This is a genomic window from Streptomyces sp. NPDC058052, assembly GCF_042885515.1.
GTDB lineage: Bacteria > Actinomycetota > Actinomycetes > Streptomycetales > Streptomycetaceae > Streptomyces.
In genome coordinates, this window is the sequence record NZ_JBHVRX010000025.1 from 108892 (window position 1) to 125365 (window position 16474).

Below are 16474 nucleotides of genomic sequence, written 5' to 3' on the forward strand. Positions count from 1 at the left end.
GCGGTTGCAGGCACGGTCGCCAAAAGCACGAAGGAAAGGATGTAAAGGAGTTTCTGCCTACGGTGACGCATTTCGGACCCCCCATACTCAGTGAATACTAATGGAACGCTTGCACGATTAGGGCGTGCGAAATCATAGGTGTCCACAAGGCATCGATCGATCAAATAGCCGAAGAAGAAAGGGAGTTGCCGGAGGTCGAACCGACCGGACGAGAAGTTCAGAGAGTGAGACGCCGACGCGTCACAGACTCCACGTGCCCTGGTCAGCGGCTCATCGATGCGCCACTCAGACCGACGCCGACACCGCACGTACGACACCCGCTGCTCAGGACCGCTCCACTGGTAGTCCGTCAGGTCCGGATGCGCGCTCCATCACGCACAGCAAGCATGCGGATACGGGAGAACAGACTGCGGCGGGCTTGAACCACGAGTCCTGGTCCTGGCTCAGCTCGCGCGAAGGAGAGAGCCCACGGCGGCAGAGAGCGGCCCGGCGAGGCTGCCCCAGAGCGCGTCCGGACGCCGGGCCCCACCCACGCACGCCAGATCGGCGCGTACTACGCCCGACCCATCTGGACACGAAACCGGAGCGCCAGCGGCTGATGACTGAGGCCAGGCCCTCCAGGCAACACGGTCCGCTGCGCGTCAGGCGATCACGACCGGCTCCAGTCACAGACAGACGCCCTGGGCCACACCGTGCACTGCGAGCGGGTTCCTCACGGAAGTCTCGTCAGCCCGGTGGCTCCTGACGGCGTTTGGGCCATCTTCTCCCGCCGCCCTCCCGGGCGATCCCGGCCTGAGGCATCAGACCAAGGTTGCGGCCGTGCATGACCGCTCAGCCCGCTGACGCAGGGGCTCACGCGGCCCCGGGGAATGCGCCGGCACCCCTGACCCGGCGCGAAGGGCCTGGGCACGTCGCGGGCCTCCGCACCGAAGGCGGTCCGAACAGCGCTGCGGGGACGACGGACAGCTTCCTCAACCGGTCCTCCTCATCCGGACGCGGAGCCCGCGCCCCGGCTCACCGGACCGCCGGGGAAGCTCCCGCCGGCACCCCTCGGCCAGATGCATTGCGTGGCCTCGCCCTGCCGTGCTGCGCCTCTTCTCTCCAACACACCCACCTCGTACAACCTTTCGATGACGTCGTGGGTCATGAAGCCAGGCAAGTGATCAAGAGAAGGCCGGCAGGCTACGCGCACACGACGTAGACGCACGGCCTTCACGACACCTAGGACAGTGAATGAAGTTCACCCGGATCTTGGCCGGGGCGTTGGCCGGGGGGATAGGCATCCTCGGCGTAGCCGTGCCTTCCTCGGAGGCGGCGGTCCCGTCCCTGAAGGTCATCTCCTGGAACATCTGCGGTGAAGCGGGAGCTCCGAGAGGTGAAGAGGGCTTCTGCGCGAACCGCGGCACGGTGGAGGAGAACGCCAGGAAGGTCAAGGACATCGCCAAGCTGGTCACGGGCGACGACGGTGTACCAAGCACGGCCGACCAGGCAGCGGACGCGATCATGCTGCAGGAGGTCTGCGGCGGGAATCAGGGTCCTTCGCTCAGTGCCGACGGCAAGAAGTACTTCGGCACGCACGAGTACGCGTTGAAGAAGCTGCTTCCGACTCCGGCCTGGAGCTACCACTTCGCCCCGGCCACGAACCTCGGTGACACCTCCGCGACTCCCGGCGAGGGAAGCCGGTGCCGTGGTGTCCTCAACGGCAGGCTCGGCACCCTCACCATCGTCAAGGGCGAGACAGTCAACCCGGAGTGGGTCCAGACTCTCGACGAGCCCGCGGATCCCCTGAACCCGACCCGTCTTCCGGTGCAGTGCGTCACGGTGGTGGCAAGCTCCACCGCCGTCTGCAACACCCATCTGCTTCCGAGGAAGGCCACCGCGCCGGGTGATGACGTCTACCGGCAGATCGGCAGGGTCAAGACGTTCATCGAGGGCTACGCGCAGAGGCACGGAACGACCACCACGGTGCTCGGCGGCGACATGAACCGCGCCACCACTGTTCCCGAGATGCAAGAGCTCATGACCGGCAGGGACAAGTGCATCTCCGGTGTCACCCACCACGGGTACGACATCGCCAACAAGAAGCACCTGTGGTCCGAGCGCGACCAGATCCTGGTCACCAAGGCCGCCCAGGGCAACACGTTCGCGGGATGCGACATCGACGAGTCCCGTATGGACACGACCCCGAACGACGCTCCCGAAGAGAGACACCTTCCCCTTCCGCCGAACGGGATGTCCGATCACGCCCCGGTCATCGGATACCTCGGCTCAGCGAAGGTCCCGGCGCTCGAGCAGGTGCCCGGCGACATCCGCAACGGCGACGGCAAGCCGGATCTCGTCGCCGTCGCGGACGACGGCAAGCTGTACGCCTACACGGGCGTCGGCGCGGCCGCCGGAGAGGACGAGATCCCGGGCGGCTTCACGGCACGCACCGAAATCGGCAGCGGCGGCTGGCAGGGGGCTTCGGTCAGCCACCGCGGCGACTGGACCGGGGACGGCCGCGAGGACCTGATCGCCGCGTTCCCCAACGGGACGACCGGCTCGGTTCTGCGTGTGTACCCGTCCAAGGCCGACGGTCACCTGATGGGCGGACAGAAACTGGCCGACATTCCCTACGGCGGCAAGGTGCAGGTCGCCAGTGTCGGTGACCTGAACGGCGACGGGTGGCCCGACGCCGTGGTGACCGCCGACGACAAGCTGTGGCTCTACAAGAGCAAGCCGCCCCAGAACGGTGTCGCCGCCGTCGAGATCCCGACCGAGCCGATCGAACTCAACGGTTGGACCCCTATGACCATCACCGCCGCAGGTGACGCGGCCACGACCAAGGCCCCCGAGCTCGGCAAGGACGGTGTCCCGGACCTCTTCGTCCGCAATTCCAGCACCGATGAGACGGGCCGCATCGGCGTCGTCTACGTATACAGCGGCAAGACCAACCCCTCGACCGGCAACCCGTTCGCCAGCCGATCGGACACGGGAGGTTTCGGCTTCAAGACGAGCACCCGGCCGCTGATCGCCGGCGGAGACGCGAACGTAGACGGCGCCGCCGATCTGTGGGCCACCGACCAGTACGGCGCCCTGTACTGGTACCCGGATCCGGCGAAGCCCGGGACCGTCGTCAGCCACAGCGGCTGGGACTCGATCACCGCGATCGGCTGACCCACAGGCTCCCCCGGAGACCAATGGATCCGCCGAACTCGGCTGAGCACCTGATGCGCACGCACAGAGCCGGATCCGGGCGGCGGACACGACGAGGTCCCGGAACCTGTTGATCAGGTGCCGGGACCTTGCCTTCGCACCGCCCACAGCTCACCGGTGTCGAGCACCGAGACGAAGCCGGCGAACGCGCCGACGGCGGGGCGCCGGTCACGTCCCTGGACTCGCGGAGCCCGGTGACCGAGCCTGGTGCCTTGACTCCGGCGCACTCAGCCTGTGCCACGGGTGCCCTGACAGGCCGGCCGTTGCCGGGGCACCCTGACAGCGATGCACGGCGCGAACGGACATGCCCCGGGAGGGAGCGCAGCAGGTGCGCAGTCCTGGCCTGCGGCTTCGGCGGCGGGTGTTGACCCGGTCAGGAGCACGGACGAGGCATGCCGGATGATGGGTCGCGGGTTCAGGCGGACACACGACCGGCGGGGAGATCATGACGCAACACCTGGGGCCGCTGGAACGGGTCGGTGACCGATGGGTCATCGGGGACCCGGAGCGCAGGGAGGGCTCGTGCCTGGTGCTGACCACGGAAGGCATCGAGCACCATGTGCAGGGAGTCGCCCAGCCCCCGGGCGTCATCAAGTGGAACAGGCTCATCCACCTGGAGCTGAGGGCGACCATGCGGCCGTGGATGGCCACACGCGCCGGCGGGGTCTTCACCGAGCTCGGCGGCGGCTACATGGACGGCGGCCGCAGCGGCTGCTCCGTGTCAGGCATCATTCGCCCGTACGAGCCCTGGTCGGTGAACTACACCCACCACGAGCGCACCTACACGAGCATGCACATGGCCCTGGTGTGCGATCTGTTCGTGAAGACATCCGAGACGAAAGCACTGCACCGCCTCGGCGATCTGGAGTGGCTGGACGCGGTGGTCGCCCGGCTGGCGCCGACGCCCCGGTGGACCCCCTTCCCGGGCCGCCGCGTCAGCGAGATCATCGAACTCCTCGGCACCTGACCAACCCGCACCACCGCACTCTCCAAGCCCCGGCCGCATGCAAGACCCGCAGCGTCCCCGACACACCCCACCCTCGCTCCCCGCTCCCCCGCTGCCCCCGCTCCCCCGCTCCCCCGCTCCCCCGCTCCCACAGCGCGCCACGACCCACTGCTGAACCGGCAACCGCAAGGCTCCGTCCTTCTTCAGACGGGGCCTCGCCCCGTCTGGTTGATCTGACTTCAGCAAGGAACCGACCGTGTTTACCGCCATCTTCCAAGACGACTACGCCTACCTCGCCGCCAGTACGCTGGTCGCTCTCTTACTGGGATCCGTGGCCTGGCTGCTCACCCGGCGCCTCGGCACCCCCTACGGCATGTGGTTCGCCGGGCTTGCCGCCGTGGTCACCGGAGTCCTCAGCGTGACCTTCATGGGCAGCGGCGCGGCCAGCGGCCAGTGCGTCATCAACCATGATCTGACCGAGCCCTTCCGCACCACGCAGGGGTTGTGGAACCTGGCCATGACCGTTCCTCTGGGCTTCTTCGCGCTCATGGCGACCAGGCGACCGCTGCCGGTTCTGGTGGGAGTGGTGGCCTTCCCCCTGGCCATCGAAGTCGTCCAGGCAGAGGTGGACGGCATGGGGCGGGTGTGCGACAGCGCCGATGCGCAGATGAACATCCTCGGCGGCATGACCGGTCTCACCGCCGCCGTCCTCGTCCTGCTGAAGCACGACATGGTCAGGTGGAAGGGCGCGGCCAAGGCGTCCCTCTTCGTCTCGCTCGGCCTCGTGCTCCTGGGAGCGGGCGTCGTCTACCCATCGATGGCCTTCACCCACATCGACGGCACGGGCCTGTCCCCGGCGGGCAACGAGCAAAGGCAGGCCGTGGAACAGGTGGTCAAGGAGGCGTTCGGCGATCGCTACGACCTGGGGCCCGTCTACGACCAGCCTTGCGCTGAAGGTGCCTGCCGCTATGTCGTCTTCACGTTGCAGAGCAAGGACAAGGCCCACCCGGAGCAGTTCGCGAACGGCTCACTTTCCTGGCCGGACAAGGAGCGCTTCAACGTCCTGCTCCAGGACAGCGACCAGCCCGGCGTGATGGGCTACCCCGTCGCGGGTGCCAGACCGCCGGCCACCGACAAGGCGGCTTACGAGGTTGCGCAGGCGTACATGCGTGAGCGCTATCCATGGGCCGCGAACGCCACCATCCACAAGACCTACCCGATCGGCGAGAAGGCGGTGCTGGGGTGGATGACCAGCTGGCGGTGGCAGGACGACGATGTCCTCATGCCCCGGATGCTGGACGTCCAGGTGAGCCGCAAGGGCACTGTCTCCCAGCTGGACGTCACCCTCGGGCCGGAACAGCTGGATCTCGCAAAGCCGCAGGTGGACACCAGCAAGGCGGAGGCGCTGGTCCGAGAAGGGCTGGACCGTCAGTTCGCCGGGCGGGGGCGCCCCTCCCCGAGCGACCTCGTGGTCAAGGCGGTGACTCTCAAGGCGGTCCAGCGAGCTGACGTCTGGCGCCCTACGTGGCTGGTGAACATCACGCAAGGCTCCCAGACGCCGGCGGCGCCCGACGGTTCGACGAACGGCATGACGGACGTCTGGCGGGTCGACGCCCTCGACGGCCAGGTCTACGACGGCGCCGACCAACCCCTGAAGTGATCTTTCAGCTCATAGCCTCGGCCCAGTGAGCCAAGAGCGCCGGAAGCTCCTCGGTGTCCAACCTGTCGTACGTCAGCGACATCAGCTACGCCGCCTGCGACCGTGCAATCGCGGAGGAAGGGTGGTGTCCTGCCCGAGGACACAGCCCTTCACCATGGGGCCTGGAGGTCGGGAGGGCCCCGGGTACGACGGCGGCCTTCTTGTCGCTTGTGGGTCCCTCTTGGACGGCATCGGGCCTTCTCGGGTTGTCTCAGGCCGCGCCCCGGGCCGCGACGACAGGACAGGGCCGAGGAATATTTCCGGTTGAGCCGGCGACGCGCTCTCCTGGGCCGTTCGTGGAGCCGACCTCTGTGCGAAGAACAGCGGACGCGTTGGTGAGCGGGGCGAGGGCTCGCTGCGCCGGCGGCGGGAGCTGGGAGACCAAGGGCCGGGGGCTCTCCGCTTCGCCGATGTGCACGAGCTCTACCTTGGCACCCAGTAGATCAGCCGGAAGGACGGCGAACTCGGCGCCGGACGTCGTGTCCGGCGGCGCCGACACGGCCGACGTGCGGCAGAGCGACCTTCAGCTGGGAAACGCGATCTACGGGCCGGCAGCCGGTCTCACGCGCAGATCCGGCCTTGGTCGAGCAGGACGTCGCCACCCTCAAGTCCTGGCGGCTTCTCCGGCAGCTCCGCTGCTCGACCACTCTCCTCGCAAGCCTTGTCCAGGCTGCCCTCACCCCGCACCTGACCAGCTCAGGCTGAATACGGAAAAAGGCTCAGTGGCGGCCGGCTCTGGCGGTACGCCACTGCCACCCTCCGTCGCACAGCCTGACCCCGGCGCCGCCGCGGAGCGGGGTGAGTACAGGGGCGGGCACAGAGGGAGACAACTCGCGAACGGAGCGCACGCAGATATCCAGCTCTTGCATTAGTCAGCGCGTGCAAGTAATGTCTTCACATGTAAAGCGCGCTTGCATCTAGATGTAAGCGCTCGTGCGGGCCTCTCGGCCCTCCCCCCACCTCTCGCAAAGGCACCTTCATGTCGCTCAAGAACGTCCTTCCCGGTCGCCTCGGCTTCGGCACCGCCCCGCTCGGCAACATGTTCCGCGCCATCCCCGACGACGAGGCCCGCGCCACCGTCGAGGCCGCCTGGGAGCACGGCATCCGCTTCTACGACACCGCCCCCTTCTACGGCGCCGGCCTCGCCGAGGAGCGGCTCGGCGAGGTCCTCGCCGGCAAGCCGCGCGACGAGTACGTCCTGTCCACCAAGGTCGGCCGGGTCATCCTCGACGAGCACGAGACCGACGTCCCGGACTTCGGCGAGAAGGGCGGACTGTTCGAGCACGGCAACCCGAACAAGATCCTCCACGAGTGGACCGCCGAGGCCACCGAGCGCTCCATCGAGGGCAGCCTCAAGCGCCTGGGCACCGACCGGCTCGACATCGTCTGGGTCCACGACATCGCCCAGGACTTCCACGGCGACGCCTGGCTCGGCAAGTTCGAGGAGGCCCGCACCGGCGCCTTCCGCGTGCTGTCCCGGCTGCGCGACGAGGGCGTCATCAAGGCGTGGGGCCTCGGCGTCAACAAGACCGAGCCCATCGAGCTGACCCTCGCCCTCGACGAGCCGCAGCCCGACGGATTCCTCCTCGCCGGCCGCTACACCCTCCTCGACCACGAGCACGCCCTCACCCGCCTGCTCCCCATGGCCCAGGAGCAGAACGTCGACATGGTCGTCGGCGGCCCCTACAGCTCCGGCATCCTCGCCGGCGGCGCCCACTTCGAGTACCAGCAGGCCCCGGCCGAGATCATCGAGCGCGTCGGCAAGCTGAAGGCGCTGGCCGCCGAGCACGGCGTCAGCATCAAGGCCGCCGCCCTGCAGTTCTCCCTCGCCCACCCGGCGTCGGCCGCCGTCATCCCCGGCGCCACCCGGCCCAGCCGCATCGCCGAGGACACCGCGGCACTGAACGAGACCATCCCCGCCGCGTTCTGGACCGACCTGCGCGCCGCCGGCCTGGTCAGCCCGGCCGCCCCGCTCCCGAACAACGCCTGACCCCCACAACCCCACCACCCGTTTTCCCCACAGCACCAGGAGCACCACCATGGCTTCCACGTCCGTCTCCCGCGTCGTCCCCGCCTCACCCCAGCAGGTCTGGAACCTCATCGGCGGCTTCGACGCCCTCCCGGACTGGCTCCCGTACATCCCCGAGAGCACCGCTCTCGAAGGCGGCCGCGTCCGCCGCCTCACCAACCCCGACGGCGACGTCATCATCGAGCGCCTGGTCGGCTTCAACGAGGCGGAGCGCCACTACAGCTACGCCATCCTCGAAGCACCGTTCCCCGTCGACGGCTACGTCTCCACCCTCCGCGTCCACACGGTCCCCGGCCGCGACGACGTCGCCGAGGTCCAGTGGTCCGGCCGCTTCAACCCGGTCGGCGCCACCGACGACGACGTCGTCGACCTCTTCACCGGCATCTACGCCGACGGCCTCGACGCTCTCCACCAGACCCTCGCCGCCTGAGCCGCCGGCCCACCCGCTCGGCCCGGACACGCACCCGCGTGCCCGGGCCGCGGTCCGTTCCCGAGCCCGTCCCCGTCCCCGTCCCCGTCCCCGTCCCCGTCCCCGTCCCCGTCCCCGTCTGTAAGGAGACACGAGTCCCATGACCGCAACCGATCCCGCGCTCACCGCCCTCGCCAGCGGATGGGCCGCCCTGTCCCTGCTGCACGGCAGGATCGAGGCGCACATCGAGCGCGCTCTGGAGTCCCGGCACGGCCTGAGCGTGCGGGAGTACTCACTGCTCGACGTGCTCAGCCGGCAGCACGACGGCGAAGGCGGGCACCTGCAGATGCGACAGGTCGCCGACGCGGTCGTACTCAGCCAGAGCGCCACCACGCGCCTGGTCAGCCGCCTGGAGGACCGCGGTCTGCTGGCGCGGTACCTCTGCCTGTCCAGGACGGCCTCTTTTGGCCCCGGGGTAACGGGTTCTCTTGGCCCCGGGTGAGGAACGGATTGTTTTGGCCCCACCTGTCCGTTCCCTGCTGGGAGTGAGCGGTTCCCCCGCTATCTGATCGACGAAGTGATCGAGTCCCGGTCGTTCCAATTAATGGGATCCGGTCAGCGTCCTCAGTCGGTCGGTGTGCCGACATAGGTGTGGGTGCGGGTGTACGCGGTGAAGCCCATGGACTCGTACAGCCGTTTGGGGATGGGGTATGCGGCGTCGCCGCGCGAGTAGACGATGGCACGGTGGCCGCCGGCGTCGGCGAAGGCGTGCAGCACCGCGATGCAGGCGGCTCGGGCGAGGCCCAGGCGGCGGTGTTCGGGGTGGGTGCCGACGGGTTCGAACTCACCGATTCCGTTGGTCGGGTCGTACCAGCCTTGGCAGTAGGCGACGACTTCCCCAGTGGGCGAGGTCACGATGAGGTCGTGCTCGGGCCGGTAGGGCCAGGTGTCTCTCATGCGGGCGTGTCGTTCGGTGGTGATTCGGGTCGATCCGAAGGCGGCGCGGTGTGCTGCCGCCCGGCCTGCCACATCGGCATGGTCGCGCTGGGGGTGGATCGAGTAGCCGTCCGGCAGGTGCGGGATGTCCGGCAGGTCGGCGAGGGGGCGGCCAAGGCACGCCATGAACGGGCCGCCGTCGGTCCGTGTGTATCCGCGCTGCTCCAGCGCCTTGATCAGGTGCGGTTCGGTCTCGGTGACGTCGATGCTCAGCGGGCCTGGTGCCTTGTGTTCGGCCCAGGTGAGAACCTCGTGAGCCAGTTTCGGGTGCTCCGGGTCGACCTGGAGCATCAAGGTGTCGGGCAGTTCTAACCAGCCCCAGGCCAGCGTCTGGTCGCCCTGGGTCCAGACGGCTGTCGGGACCTGGTCGGCGCGGTCGAGGGCCAGGCACCAGTTCCAGGTGAGGTCGCCGATGTGGTGGTAGCCGGTTGCCGGAAAAGTTCGGGTGGCCAGGCTCTGCATGGCGCGCAGTGCTGCGGGTCCGGCGTGCTTATGTCGTTGCATGGCGCCATGCTGTCGAACTGGTTCTTGATCAAGCAACGGGTATCGGGGTTGCGGCCCGTGGGTCAGTCGATCACATGGGCGGTTTGTGTCCCGTTCTTCCTGCTCAGTCCCGCCGGAACTGCACACTCGCATGCCCCGGGACTACTTTGCACGTGGCTTCGTGAGCAAGGGCCCCGCCTCCCGACGGCCAGAAGGGCCCGGCCGGTGAGCGATCCCGCGAAGGTACTACTGACAGGCGTGGTCGCCCTCCTGGTCGTCACCCTGTTCGTCGCCGTCCTCCACCACGCCTACGAGGCGTGACCCCGCCTGGTCACCCCTCGAAGAGCCACCACCGTGTCCGGCATCCTGGAGCCGTGAGCACACCCACAACGCCTTCACTCGGTTTCGTTCCCAGCGCCGGAGACACGTCATGGGGTCCTGAATGGGCTCCACTCGATGTCTTCCGCGAGCCCACTGCGGTTGAGGAGCTCACTCAGTCCGCCTTCCTTTGGGACCACTTCAAGGTCGACGTCAGCCTCAGGATCGGCAGCGGAGACTTCTCCGACGCCGCTGCATCCGTCTGCGTTCTGGACTTCGTCCTGATGCTTCAAGCCGCAAGGGTCACGCTCCGCGATGAGAGGCTCGCAGTGCTCGAACTGTCCGATCGACAGGACGAATGGCACTTCACACGGGACATGGGACTCGTCGGATTGCGCACGCGATACGCCACCCGGAAGGGCTGGCATTACCGCCCCGCAGAAGGGCACTGCTCGGCGCGCGAGTTCGACAGCCTGGTGGAGCATGCCCTGGGGGACGCTCTCGCTCTGATCTTCTCGAGACAACCCGCGACACGACGGAACCCCTACCTGCAGAACCTCGCGAACACCGGCTTCGACGCTGCCTGACCGAGACTGAGCTGTGCCGCCGACCGGGCAGGTTCAACCCGTACCCGCCTGAGCACTTTCTGGAGCACACCGACAGTCGCGGACTGGGCGTACCTGGCGCAGGCGGCGGACTGATGCGGTGGGCGTCGCTCGCACCGCACCTTGACCTGGCCGGGCACGACCCGGCGTCCGCCGAGGAGTTCGTGGCGTCGCTCCTCGCATGTGTCCCTGACCCGGAGGTGCTCACGGCGTTCGCCGCGGTGTTCGGCGGCTGCTGGGATGGGTCCTCGCGGCGCCCCGCTCCCCCGCGCCCGCCGGACTACCCGGCGCGTGCCGCCGAGGCGGCCCGGGGACGGATCGCTCACCGGACGGGCTGGGAGAAAGGGCCTGTGGTAGCGCGCCGGGCGGTCGTGAGGGCGCTCACTGGCGGGTGACGGTCGGCAGGATGAAGGGGGCCGGGGCAGTACAGGCCGAGGTCGCGCAGGGGCAGTTTGGTTCCCACAACTGCCTGTTTATTCCGTGTTCATTGGCGCGTGTCACGGTGTTCTCGGCCCCAGCCCCATCAGCGGACGGAGTACGCGTGACCACGGCAGCCGCATACCTCAACCAGGCGACCTTGAAGTTCCGGCTCTCCTTCACCGTAGGTCCCGACCTCGAAGGAACCCTCCAGCGCACGTCGGGCACCAGCATGGTGGGGAGCACCTACTACCACGGGCAGCCCGAGCCCAAGGGCCCGCACGCGCGCAAGTTCATGCACAGCAACGATCCGGAGAGGCAGACCATCAACCTTCTGGCCAACATGGTCCTGGAGCGGCTCGGCTGTGCCGATGACCAGTACCTGGCCCAGATCCTGGCGCAGGTCACCGGGGGCAGTATCCAGCTCACCACGGACAAGGGCCCCTGCCACTCCTGCCGGGCGATCCTCAAGGAGTTCCTGCTCAACTTCCCGATGATCGGCTCCTTCGTGGTGATCTACCGCAAGAAGGACGGGCGGGGTCGGCCCATCCAGGCCCTCGAGCGTGCCGGAGGCGACCTCTGCGGCTCTTACGGCTACGAAGACGCGGTGGAGGTCAACGGCAGCTGGAGCAAGACGCTGCGCTGACGCCGCCGGCCGACGGAACGGAGCACTCGCCGGTTCGGCGAACACTCCTCGTGGCGCCCCGCTCCCCCGGCCTCGCAACGCCTATGGACCAGCCACGCGCGTGCTGCCGGCGCATTCGAGAGCGAAGGGACCTGGCAAAGGGGGCTGTGGCGGCGCTGGGGGTGGCGGGTCTCGATGAAGTGGCGTCCGGCCACCCGGTGCGGAGGTCGTAGGCGACGCAGCCGGAGCCCTGGTCGGGAAGACGGTGAAGACGTCGCCGGCGTTCTGCGGAAACGGTTCGAGGTCGTCCACGTACTGCGCGCCGAGGATACCGTGGCATGTCATCGGATCGGCCTGGCGCAGCGGCGCCGATTCATCTGGGGCATCCGGGCAACTGCCGCCCGGATACCCGTCGGGTCTGGACGCTGAATCAGCGGGTGGGTCCGCCCAACTCCCTTTGGTCGGCGCCGCAGTCGTACGACGCGGTTCTCGCCGGGCTCCCCGGCCTCCTTGTCATGTTCGATGATGCCGATGCCTGTCTGCGGACCCGGATCGCCCACCTCCTGGCCTGGGACCCCGAATTCTCCGCCACCTCCCGACTCCGCCTGATCGCCCTCACCGCACGCCAGGTGGACTCGGTCATCGGGCCACGGCCCTGCTCGCCGCTGGCCTCGACCCTGCTTCCACGGACGAGGACGTCACGCCGTACCTGGATCCCGCAAGCTCGCTGATGCGGTGTGCCGCAGCTACCGCCCCGCCCCCATCCGCCTGGTCGGCCTCGACGAAGCCTCTGCCGGTCCCGACCTGCTCGGCCGGACCGTCACGGAGCTCGCCGCTGCGGCCCGCAGCCCGTTCGATCGCGTGGCCGACTACTGCGAGGACGACCTTCCGCTCACATCGAGCGCACCCTGCATGCGCGGAAGGCACCCGGGCCCTGATCGACGTCCTCCTTCTGCACCGCCGGCTGCCCGGCGAGGCTGTGATCGCGGGGATGAACGCGGTCCTCCAGGAGGGGTCGGTCTCCCCGGACCTCGTCGCGATCGAGGCCCGCAAGGCTCTCGCCGCAGCCGGCGGACCCCCGCCCGTCGTGATCAGCCCGCCGGCGACCGTCGCTGCCGCTGAGGACGGGCCCGAAGACCAGGACATCGTCTCCGCGCGGGTGATCTCCCTGCCCGCACGTCGTCCTGAACTGCCGCCGGACACCCGGCCGGAACCCTCGCTGGCCGCCTGCGGCCAGTTGCTCTCTATCCAACCGAAAGGCTCAGCATGACGCAGAGCACCTCCTCCGCCCCGGCGACCACGGGGCGGTGGGGCTCCTTCGGCCTGCCCGCTCAGCGCGGGGCCGACCCGTCGGCCACGATCGACGCGGCCTGCCGGAACCTGGGCCTGTCCACGATCCGTGGCCGCTGGGAGGAGTTCGCCGCCCAGGCCCTGCGCGAGCACGCGTCCTACGCGGACTTCCTGGCCGAGCTTCTGGAGAGCGAGTGTGAGGACCGGGACGAGCGGCGCAAGTTCCGCCGGGTCAAGGAGGCGGGTTTCCCCCGGAACAAGCGGATCGAGGACTTCGACTTCTCGAAGAATCCCAACGTCCCGCCCGAGGTCATCAACACCCTCGCCCAGCCCGCCTGGGTCCAGGCCGGCAACCCGCTCTGCCTGATCGGCGACTCCGGCACCGGAAAGTCCCACCTCCTGATCGGGCTCGGCACCGCGATCGCGGAGGTCGGCGGCCGCGTCCGCTACACCACCGCGGCGAACCTCGTGAACGAGCTGGCCGAGGCCGCCAGCGACAAGCAGGTGGGCGGCACGATCAAGAAGTACGGCCGTGTCGACCTGCTCTGTCTGGACGAGCTCGGCTACGTCAGCTCGATCGGCACGGCGCCGAGCTGCTGTTCCAGATCTTCACCGAACGCGAGGAACGGCACGCGATCGCGATCGCGTCGAACAGGCCGTTCACCGAGTGGGACCAGACCTTCACCGACAAGCGGCTCTGCCAGGCCATCGTCGACCGCCTCACGTTCGAGGCCCACATCATCGAGACCGGCACCCAGTCCTTCCGCCTCGCCAGTACCACCGCCAAGCGCAAAGCGGCCGCGGCCTGATCACGAGAACGGACCATCGCCGGGCCTGCCGACCCAAAGAAGCCAGGTCGTCGGGGACGACGGCGACAATGCCCCCGCCTGACGAGAGCGGTCTCGTGGTGAGAGCGACAGCTGAAGCTCTCGCTCTCACCGCGTATTGAAGCGCCGGCAAGCGAGACCCCGCGCGGGGCCCGAGCGGCTCACTGGGAGACTGCAACGAGTTGCGTTTCTTGGGTGGGGGCGGGATATGAACCGAAGACTGTTCGGTCTGGCATGCACGCTGATCCTGGCGGCATCGGTGAGTGCGACCGGCTGCGTCGGCCGGTCTTCCCCATGCCCGGGGGCGGGCCAGAGGCCAGAGGGACTCAGCACGAAGGATCTGGCCGGCACCTATCAAAGCTCTGTCGGACGCTTGACTCTCGACAACGACGGGACGTTTAGCACCGTCGGGTGGCCCACAGATCTTGACGGAGCCACTGGTGACACGAAGGGCAGAACCGGAAGCGGAACATGGAAGCTGGCCGCCGTCAACGACTCCGGCTGGCCTGTCTCCTTCACCTTCCACAAGATCAGCGGCTTCTGGGACAGCGATGTCAACGGTGGGTACTACGGAGACGGTCTTTACGTCAGCGGCAGTCGCGAGAATCCACACCTCTACGGATACGTCGGCGACCCCGACAGCTGTGAAATCGACACCTTCACGCGCAACAGCTGAGACGCGTTTCCCACAACCTCTGCCGATGAACCTGGACGTCGTTCGCACGTGAGCTAGTACGTCGACAGCGACCCAACAAGGCGCCCGCCCGTCCGCAATCCTGTCAGGGGAAGCAGCCGGGCGGGCTCCGTGAACCCACGCTACCGGCCGCCGCGGGTCGCCGTCCGCACCTGACCGCCTCCGCCCCAGGGCGCCTGCGAAACGTCACCCGATCGAGGGGTGGGGCCACTCCAAGCCGTTCCTCTCCGGCACTGCCCTGACCTGTCACCCACACGGCTCAAAAGTGGGGCCAGACGAAACCGTTCCGGTGGGGCCACTGGAGACCGTCGCAGACAGCCGGTAGACAACACCCCCCTTCCCTCGGAAGGGGACGGCGGCTTCATCGTTTCCGGGGGCAGTCGTCGAGAGGCTCGGCGCGGTGGGCCGCGGCGATCTCGTCGATCTGGCGCGCGAGGTCGAAGTCGGCTGCGGTCAGCCGGTGGCCGGCGTCGTGGGTGGTGATGCCGAAGCGGATCCGGCCCCACCTGAGGTCAATGTCGGCGTGGTGGCTGATGAGCCGTTCAACGCCGGCGACGTGCACGATCATGGCGACGCCGCCGTGATAGCGGATGCCATGGCTGCGGGTGATCTCGTGACCGTCGCGGCGCCACCCGGGCAGACTGGCGAGCGCCGCATCGATCTCAGCCGCCGACAGTGGCGTCCCCTCATCCGACATCAGGTCTCCTTCACAACGGGCGCCCGGGCCGCGCTCCAGCCCGCGTGCCGCTGGGGCCGGCGTCCTGCACGCGCGGACAGGCTCAGGGGTCCTGGCAATCTCCGCGCATGTCTCCCGGGCAGATCTGGCTGCCGTAGAGCAGGACCTTCTCGGGCTGACCGCTGGGAAGGATGGCCACCTCATGGCTCTCGCCTGTTGTGGCCCCTGTGGCGACGGTCATCCGGACTCGCTCGGGTGAAGTCCACACCGCATCGCGAATCGCATCGCCCTCCTCGCCCATGAAGCAGGCGACCTGCCAGGCGCGTTCCCCGAGCGGGCTGTCCTGGTGAACGTAGAGGCAGCTTGCGGGGTCGAAGCTGTCGTAATGCACCAAGATCATCCTGCGGTCATCGCGGCCCGGAGCGTCCTGCGCCTTCAGCTCCCGCTCCCCGCTGGAGTAGCTGGCGGAAATCATGGCCAGCCACGCCATGGGAAGACCCAGGAACAGCAACAAGATCACCAGTGCCGTGCGCAGCGGGGACTTGGTCAGGCCCCACAAAGCCGCTGCGGCCAGGACGATCAGAGTCGCGCCGGCGAGCAGGGAGACATGTTCGCGAGGCCAGCTCAGCCACACCAGCCCACCCTGGCCGGCCGATGCTCGCCCCGACACGGCTGCGAAGCCGAGGAGGAACGCCACCGACAGGAGCAGGAGGAACGCCCTTCTTCGTTCACGTATGAAGTTCATGATCCCCCCGGCGATGCAGATTACGCAGCCTAGAGCAGGGAACGAGGCGCAGGCCAGAGCTTGTCTGCGGGCTGGAACTCCACACTGGCCTGACGGCTCGCGGCACGGTCGACCTGCCTCGACAGAAGCCTGGCGAGCCTGCAGAACAGTGTTCTGATCGTTTGAGACCACATCCTGGTCCGGCAGATCCCTCTCCTCTGTCGAGGAGAAGGACGCCGCCTTCATCACCTGGGTGCCGCCGCCACGGGCTCACGCCCACAGGACGCGCCAGCAGATCATCGGGAACGGGCGGCCGTGATCACGCGGCTCTCAAGACTCTGCCCTCCGCCCCCGTGTCTGGTGGCCGAGCGGCATCTGCGGCCGGTCGGGGAGAACTGCCTCGGCGGCATCCTCTCCTCGGCGCTTCGCGGATAGGGCCATTGCTGTAAGAGGTCCTAACAAAGGCGTTGGACATGACGGTGGGTGATCAGGCAGGCCGCGAGGCCCAGGAAGGCTTCGTGGATGTCGTCACGCCGTTCCC

Annotated in this window: 12 protein-coding genes and 3 pseudogenes; 12 read left to right on the top strand and 3 right to left on the bottom strand. The window is 68.2% G+C overall.

Annotated elements, in window-relative coordinates; translation table 11 throughout:
* Nucleotides 1-1296 precede the first annotated feature (1296 nt).
* From ACFVU3_RS29050 to ACFVU3_RS29080, 7 genes and pseudogenes are all read left to right on the top strand, one after another.
* Complete coding sequence (locus tag ACFVU3_RS29050; protein ID WP_390070776.1) at nt 1297-3156, top strand: FG-GAP repeat domain-containing protein; 1860 nt, start codon at nt 1297-1299, stop codon at nt 3154-3156.
* A 484-nt stretch (nt 3157-3640) separates the two neighbouring features.
* Nucleotides 3641-4162: a hypothetical protein gene (locus tag ACFVU3_RS29055; RefSeq protein ID WP_390070778.1), complete on the top strand. Its 522-nt coding sequence runs from the start codon at nt 3641-3643 to the stop codon at nt 4160-4162.
* Nucleotides 4163-4397: 235 nt separating this feature from the next.
* Nucleotides 4398-5801 carry a VanZ family protein gene (locus tag ACFVU3_RS29060; RefSeq protein WP_390070779.1) on the top strand — a complete coding sequence of 468 codons (1404 nt, stop codon included), beginning with the start codon at nt 4398-4400 and terminating at the stop codon, nt 5799-5801.
* A gap of 567 nt (nt 5802-6368) precedes the next feature.
* Nucleotides 6369-6545: pseudogene (locus ACFVU3_RS29065) on the top strand (IS5/IS1182 family transposase); the annotation flags it as partial.
* A 274-nt stretch (nt 6546-6819) separates the two neighbouring features.
* Nucleotides 6820-7830: an aldo/keto reductase gene (locus tag ACFVU3_RS29070; protein ID WP_390070781.1), complete on the top strand. Its 1011-nt coding sequence runs from the start codon at nt 6820-6822 to the stop codon at nt 7828-7830.
* Between the two features lie 49 nt (nt 7831-7879).
* The gene (locus ACFVU3_RS29075) at nt 7880-8299 is read left to right on the top strand and encodes an SRPBCC family protein (protein ID WP_390070783.1); all 420 of its coding nucleotides are present in this window, start codon (nt 7880-7882) and stop codon (nt 8297-8299) included.
* A 139-nt stretch (nt 8300-8438) separates the two neighbouring features.
* Nucleotides 8439-8723 (top strand): annotated as a pseudogene (locus ACFVU3_RS29080) (MarR family winged helix-turn-helix transcriptional regulator); the annotation flags it as partial.
* Nucleotides 8724-8902: 179 nt separating this feature from the next.
* Here ACFVU3_RS29080 and ACFVU3_RS29085 read toward each other — a convergent pair.
* The gene (locus ACFVU3_RS29085) at nt 8903-9778 is read right to left on the bottom strand and encodes a GNAT family N-acetyltransferase (protein ID WP_390070785.1); all 876 of its coding nucleotides are present in this window, start codon (nt 9776-9778) and stop codon (nt 8903-8905) included.
* A gap of 353 nt (nt 9779-10131) precedes the next feature.
* Between ACFVU3_RS29085 and ACFVU3_RS29090 the strand changes: the two genes are divergently transcribed.
* The 5 genes and pseudogenes from ACFVU3_RS29090 to ACFVU3_RS29110 all read left to right on the top strand — a co-directional run bounded on the left by ACFVU3_RS29090 (nt 10132) and on the right by ACFVU3_RS29110 (nt 14515).
* Entirely contained in the window at nt 10132-10662 is a 531-nt protein-coding gene (locus tag ACFVU3_RS29090) for a hypothetical protein (RefSeq protein ID WP_390070787.1), read from the top strand.
* A gap of 559 nt (nt 10663-11221) precedes the next feature.
* Nucleotides 11222-11743 carry a hypothetical protein gene (locus tag ACFVU3_RS29095; RefSeq protein ID WP_390070789.1) on the top strand — a complete coding sequence of 174 codons (522 nt, stop codon included), beginning with the start codon at nt 11222-11224 and terminating at the stop codon, nt 11741-11743.
* A gap of 970 nt (nt 11744-12713) precedes the next feature.
* The gene (locus ACFVU3_RS29100; RefSeq protein ID WP_390070790.1) at nt 12714-12992 is read left to right on the top strand and encodes a hypothetical protein; all 279 of its coding nucleotides are present in this window, start codon (nt 12714-12716) and stop codon (nt 12990-12992) included.
* Nucleotides 12989-13821 (top strand): annotated as a pseudogene (gene istB / locus ACFVU3_RS29105) (IS21-like element helper ATPase IstB). Before ACFVU3_RS29100 ends, istB begins: the two are co-directional and overlap by 4 nt.
* A gap of 391 nt (nt 13822-14212) precedes the next feature.
* A complete protein-coding gene (locus ACFVU3_RS29110; RefSeq protein ID WP_390070792.1) occupies nt 14213-14515 on the top strand; it encodes a hypothetical protein in 303 nt (100 codons plus the stop codon).
* A 379-nt stretch (nt 14516-14894) separates the two neighbouring features.
* On the opposite strand, the gene ACFVU3_RS29115 is transcribed toward ACFVU3_RS29110, so the two are convergent.
* The gene (locus ACFVU3_RS29115; RefSeq protein WP_390070794.1) at nt 14895-15230 is read right to left on the bottom strand and encodes a 4a-hydroxytetrahydrobiopterin dehydratase; all 336 of its coding nucleotides are present in this window, start codon (nt 15228-15230) and stop codon (nt 14895-14897) included.
* A gap of 82 nt (nt 15231-15312) precedes the next feature.
* Complete coding sequence (locus tag ACFVU3_RS29120) at nt 15313-15954, bottom strand: hypothetical protein (protein ID WP_390070796.1); 642 nt, start codon at nt 15952-15954, stop codon at nt 15313-15315.
* Nucleotides 15955-16474 lie beyond the last annotated feature (520 nt).

Coding starts and splice junctions, on each gene's coding strand:
- ACFVU3_RS29055 (WP_390070778.1), top strand. CDS start 3,641: ATGACGCAACACCTGGGGCCGCTGGAACGGGTCGGTGACCGATGGGTC.
- ACFVU3_RS29070 (WP_390070781.1), top strand. CDS start 6,820: ATGTCGCTCAAGAACGTCCTTCCCGGTCGCCTCGGCTTCGGCACCGCC.
- ACFVU3_RS29075 (WP_390070783.1), top strand. CDS start 7,880: ATGGCTTCCACGTCCGTCTCCCGCGTCGTCCCCGCCTCACCCCAGCAG.
- ACFVU3_RS29085 (WP_390070785.1), bottom strand. CDS start 9,778: ATGCAACGACATAAGCACGCCGGACCCGCAGCACTGCGCGCCATGCAG.
- ACFVU3_RS29100 (WP_390070790.1), top strand. CDS start 12,714: ATGAACGCGGTCCTCCAGGAGGGGTCGGTCTCCCCGGACCTCGTCGCG.
- ACFVU3_RS29115 (WP_390070794.1), bottom strand. CDS start 15,230: ATGTCGGATGAGGGGACGCCACTGTCGGCGGCTGAGATCGATGCGGCG.
- ACFVU3_RS29120 (WP_390070796.1), bottom strand. CDS start 15,954: ATGAACTTCATACGTGAACGAAGAAGGGCGTTCCTCCTGCTCCTGTCG.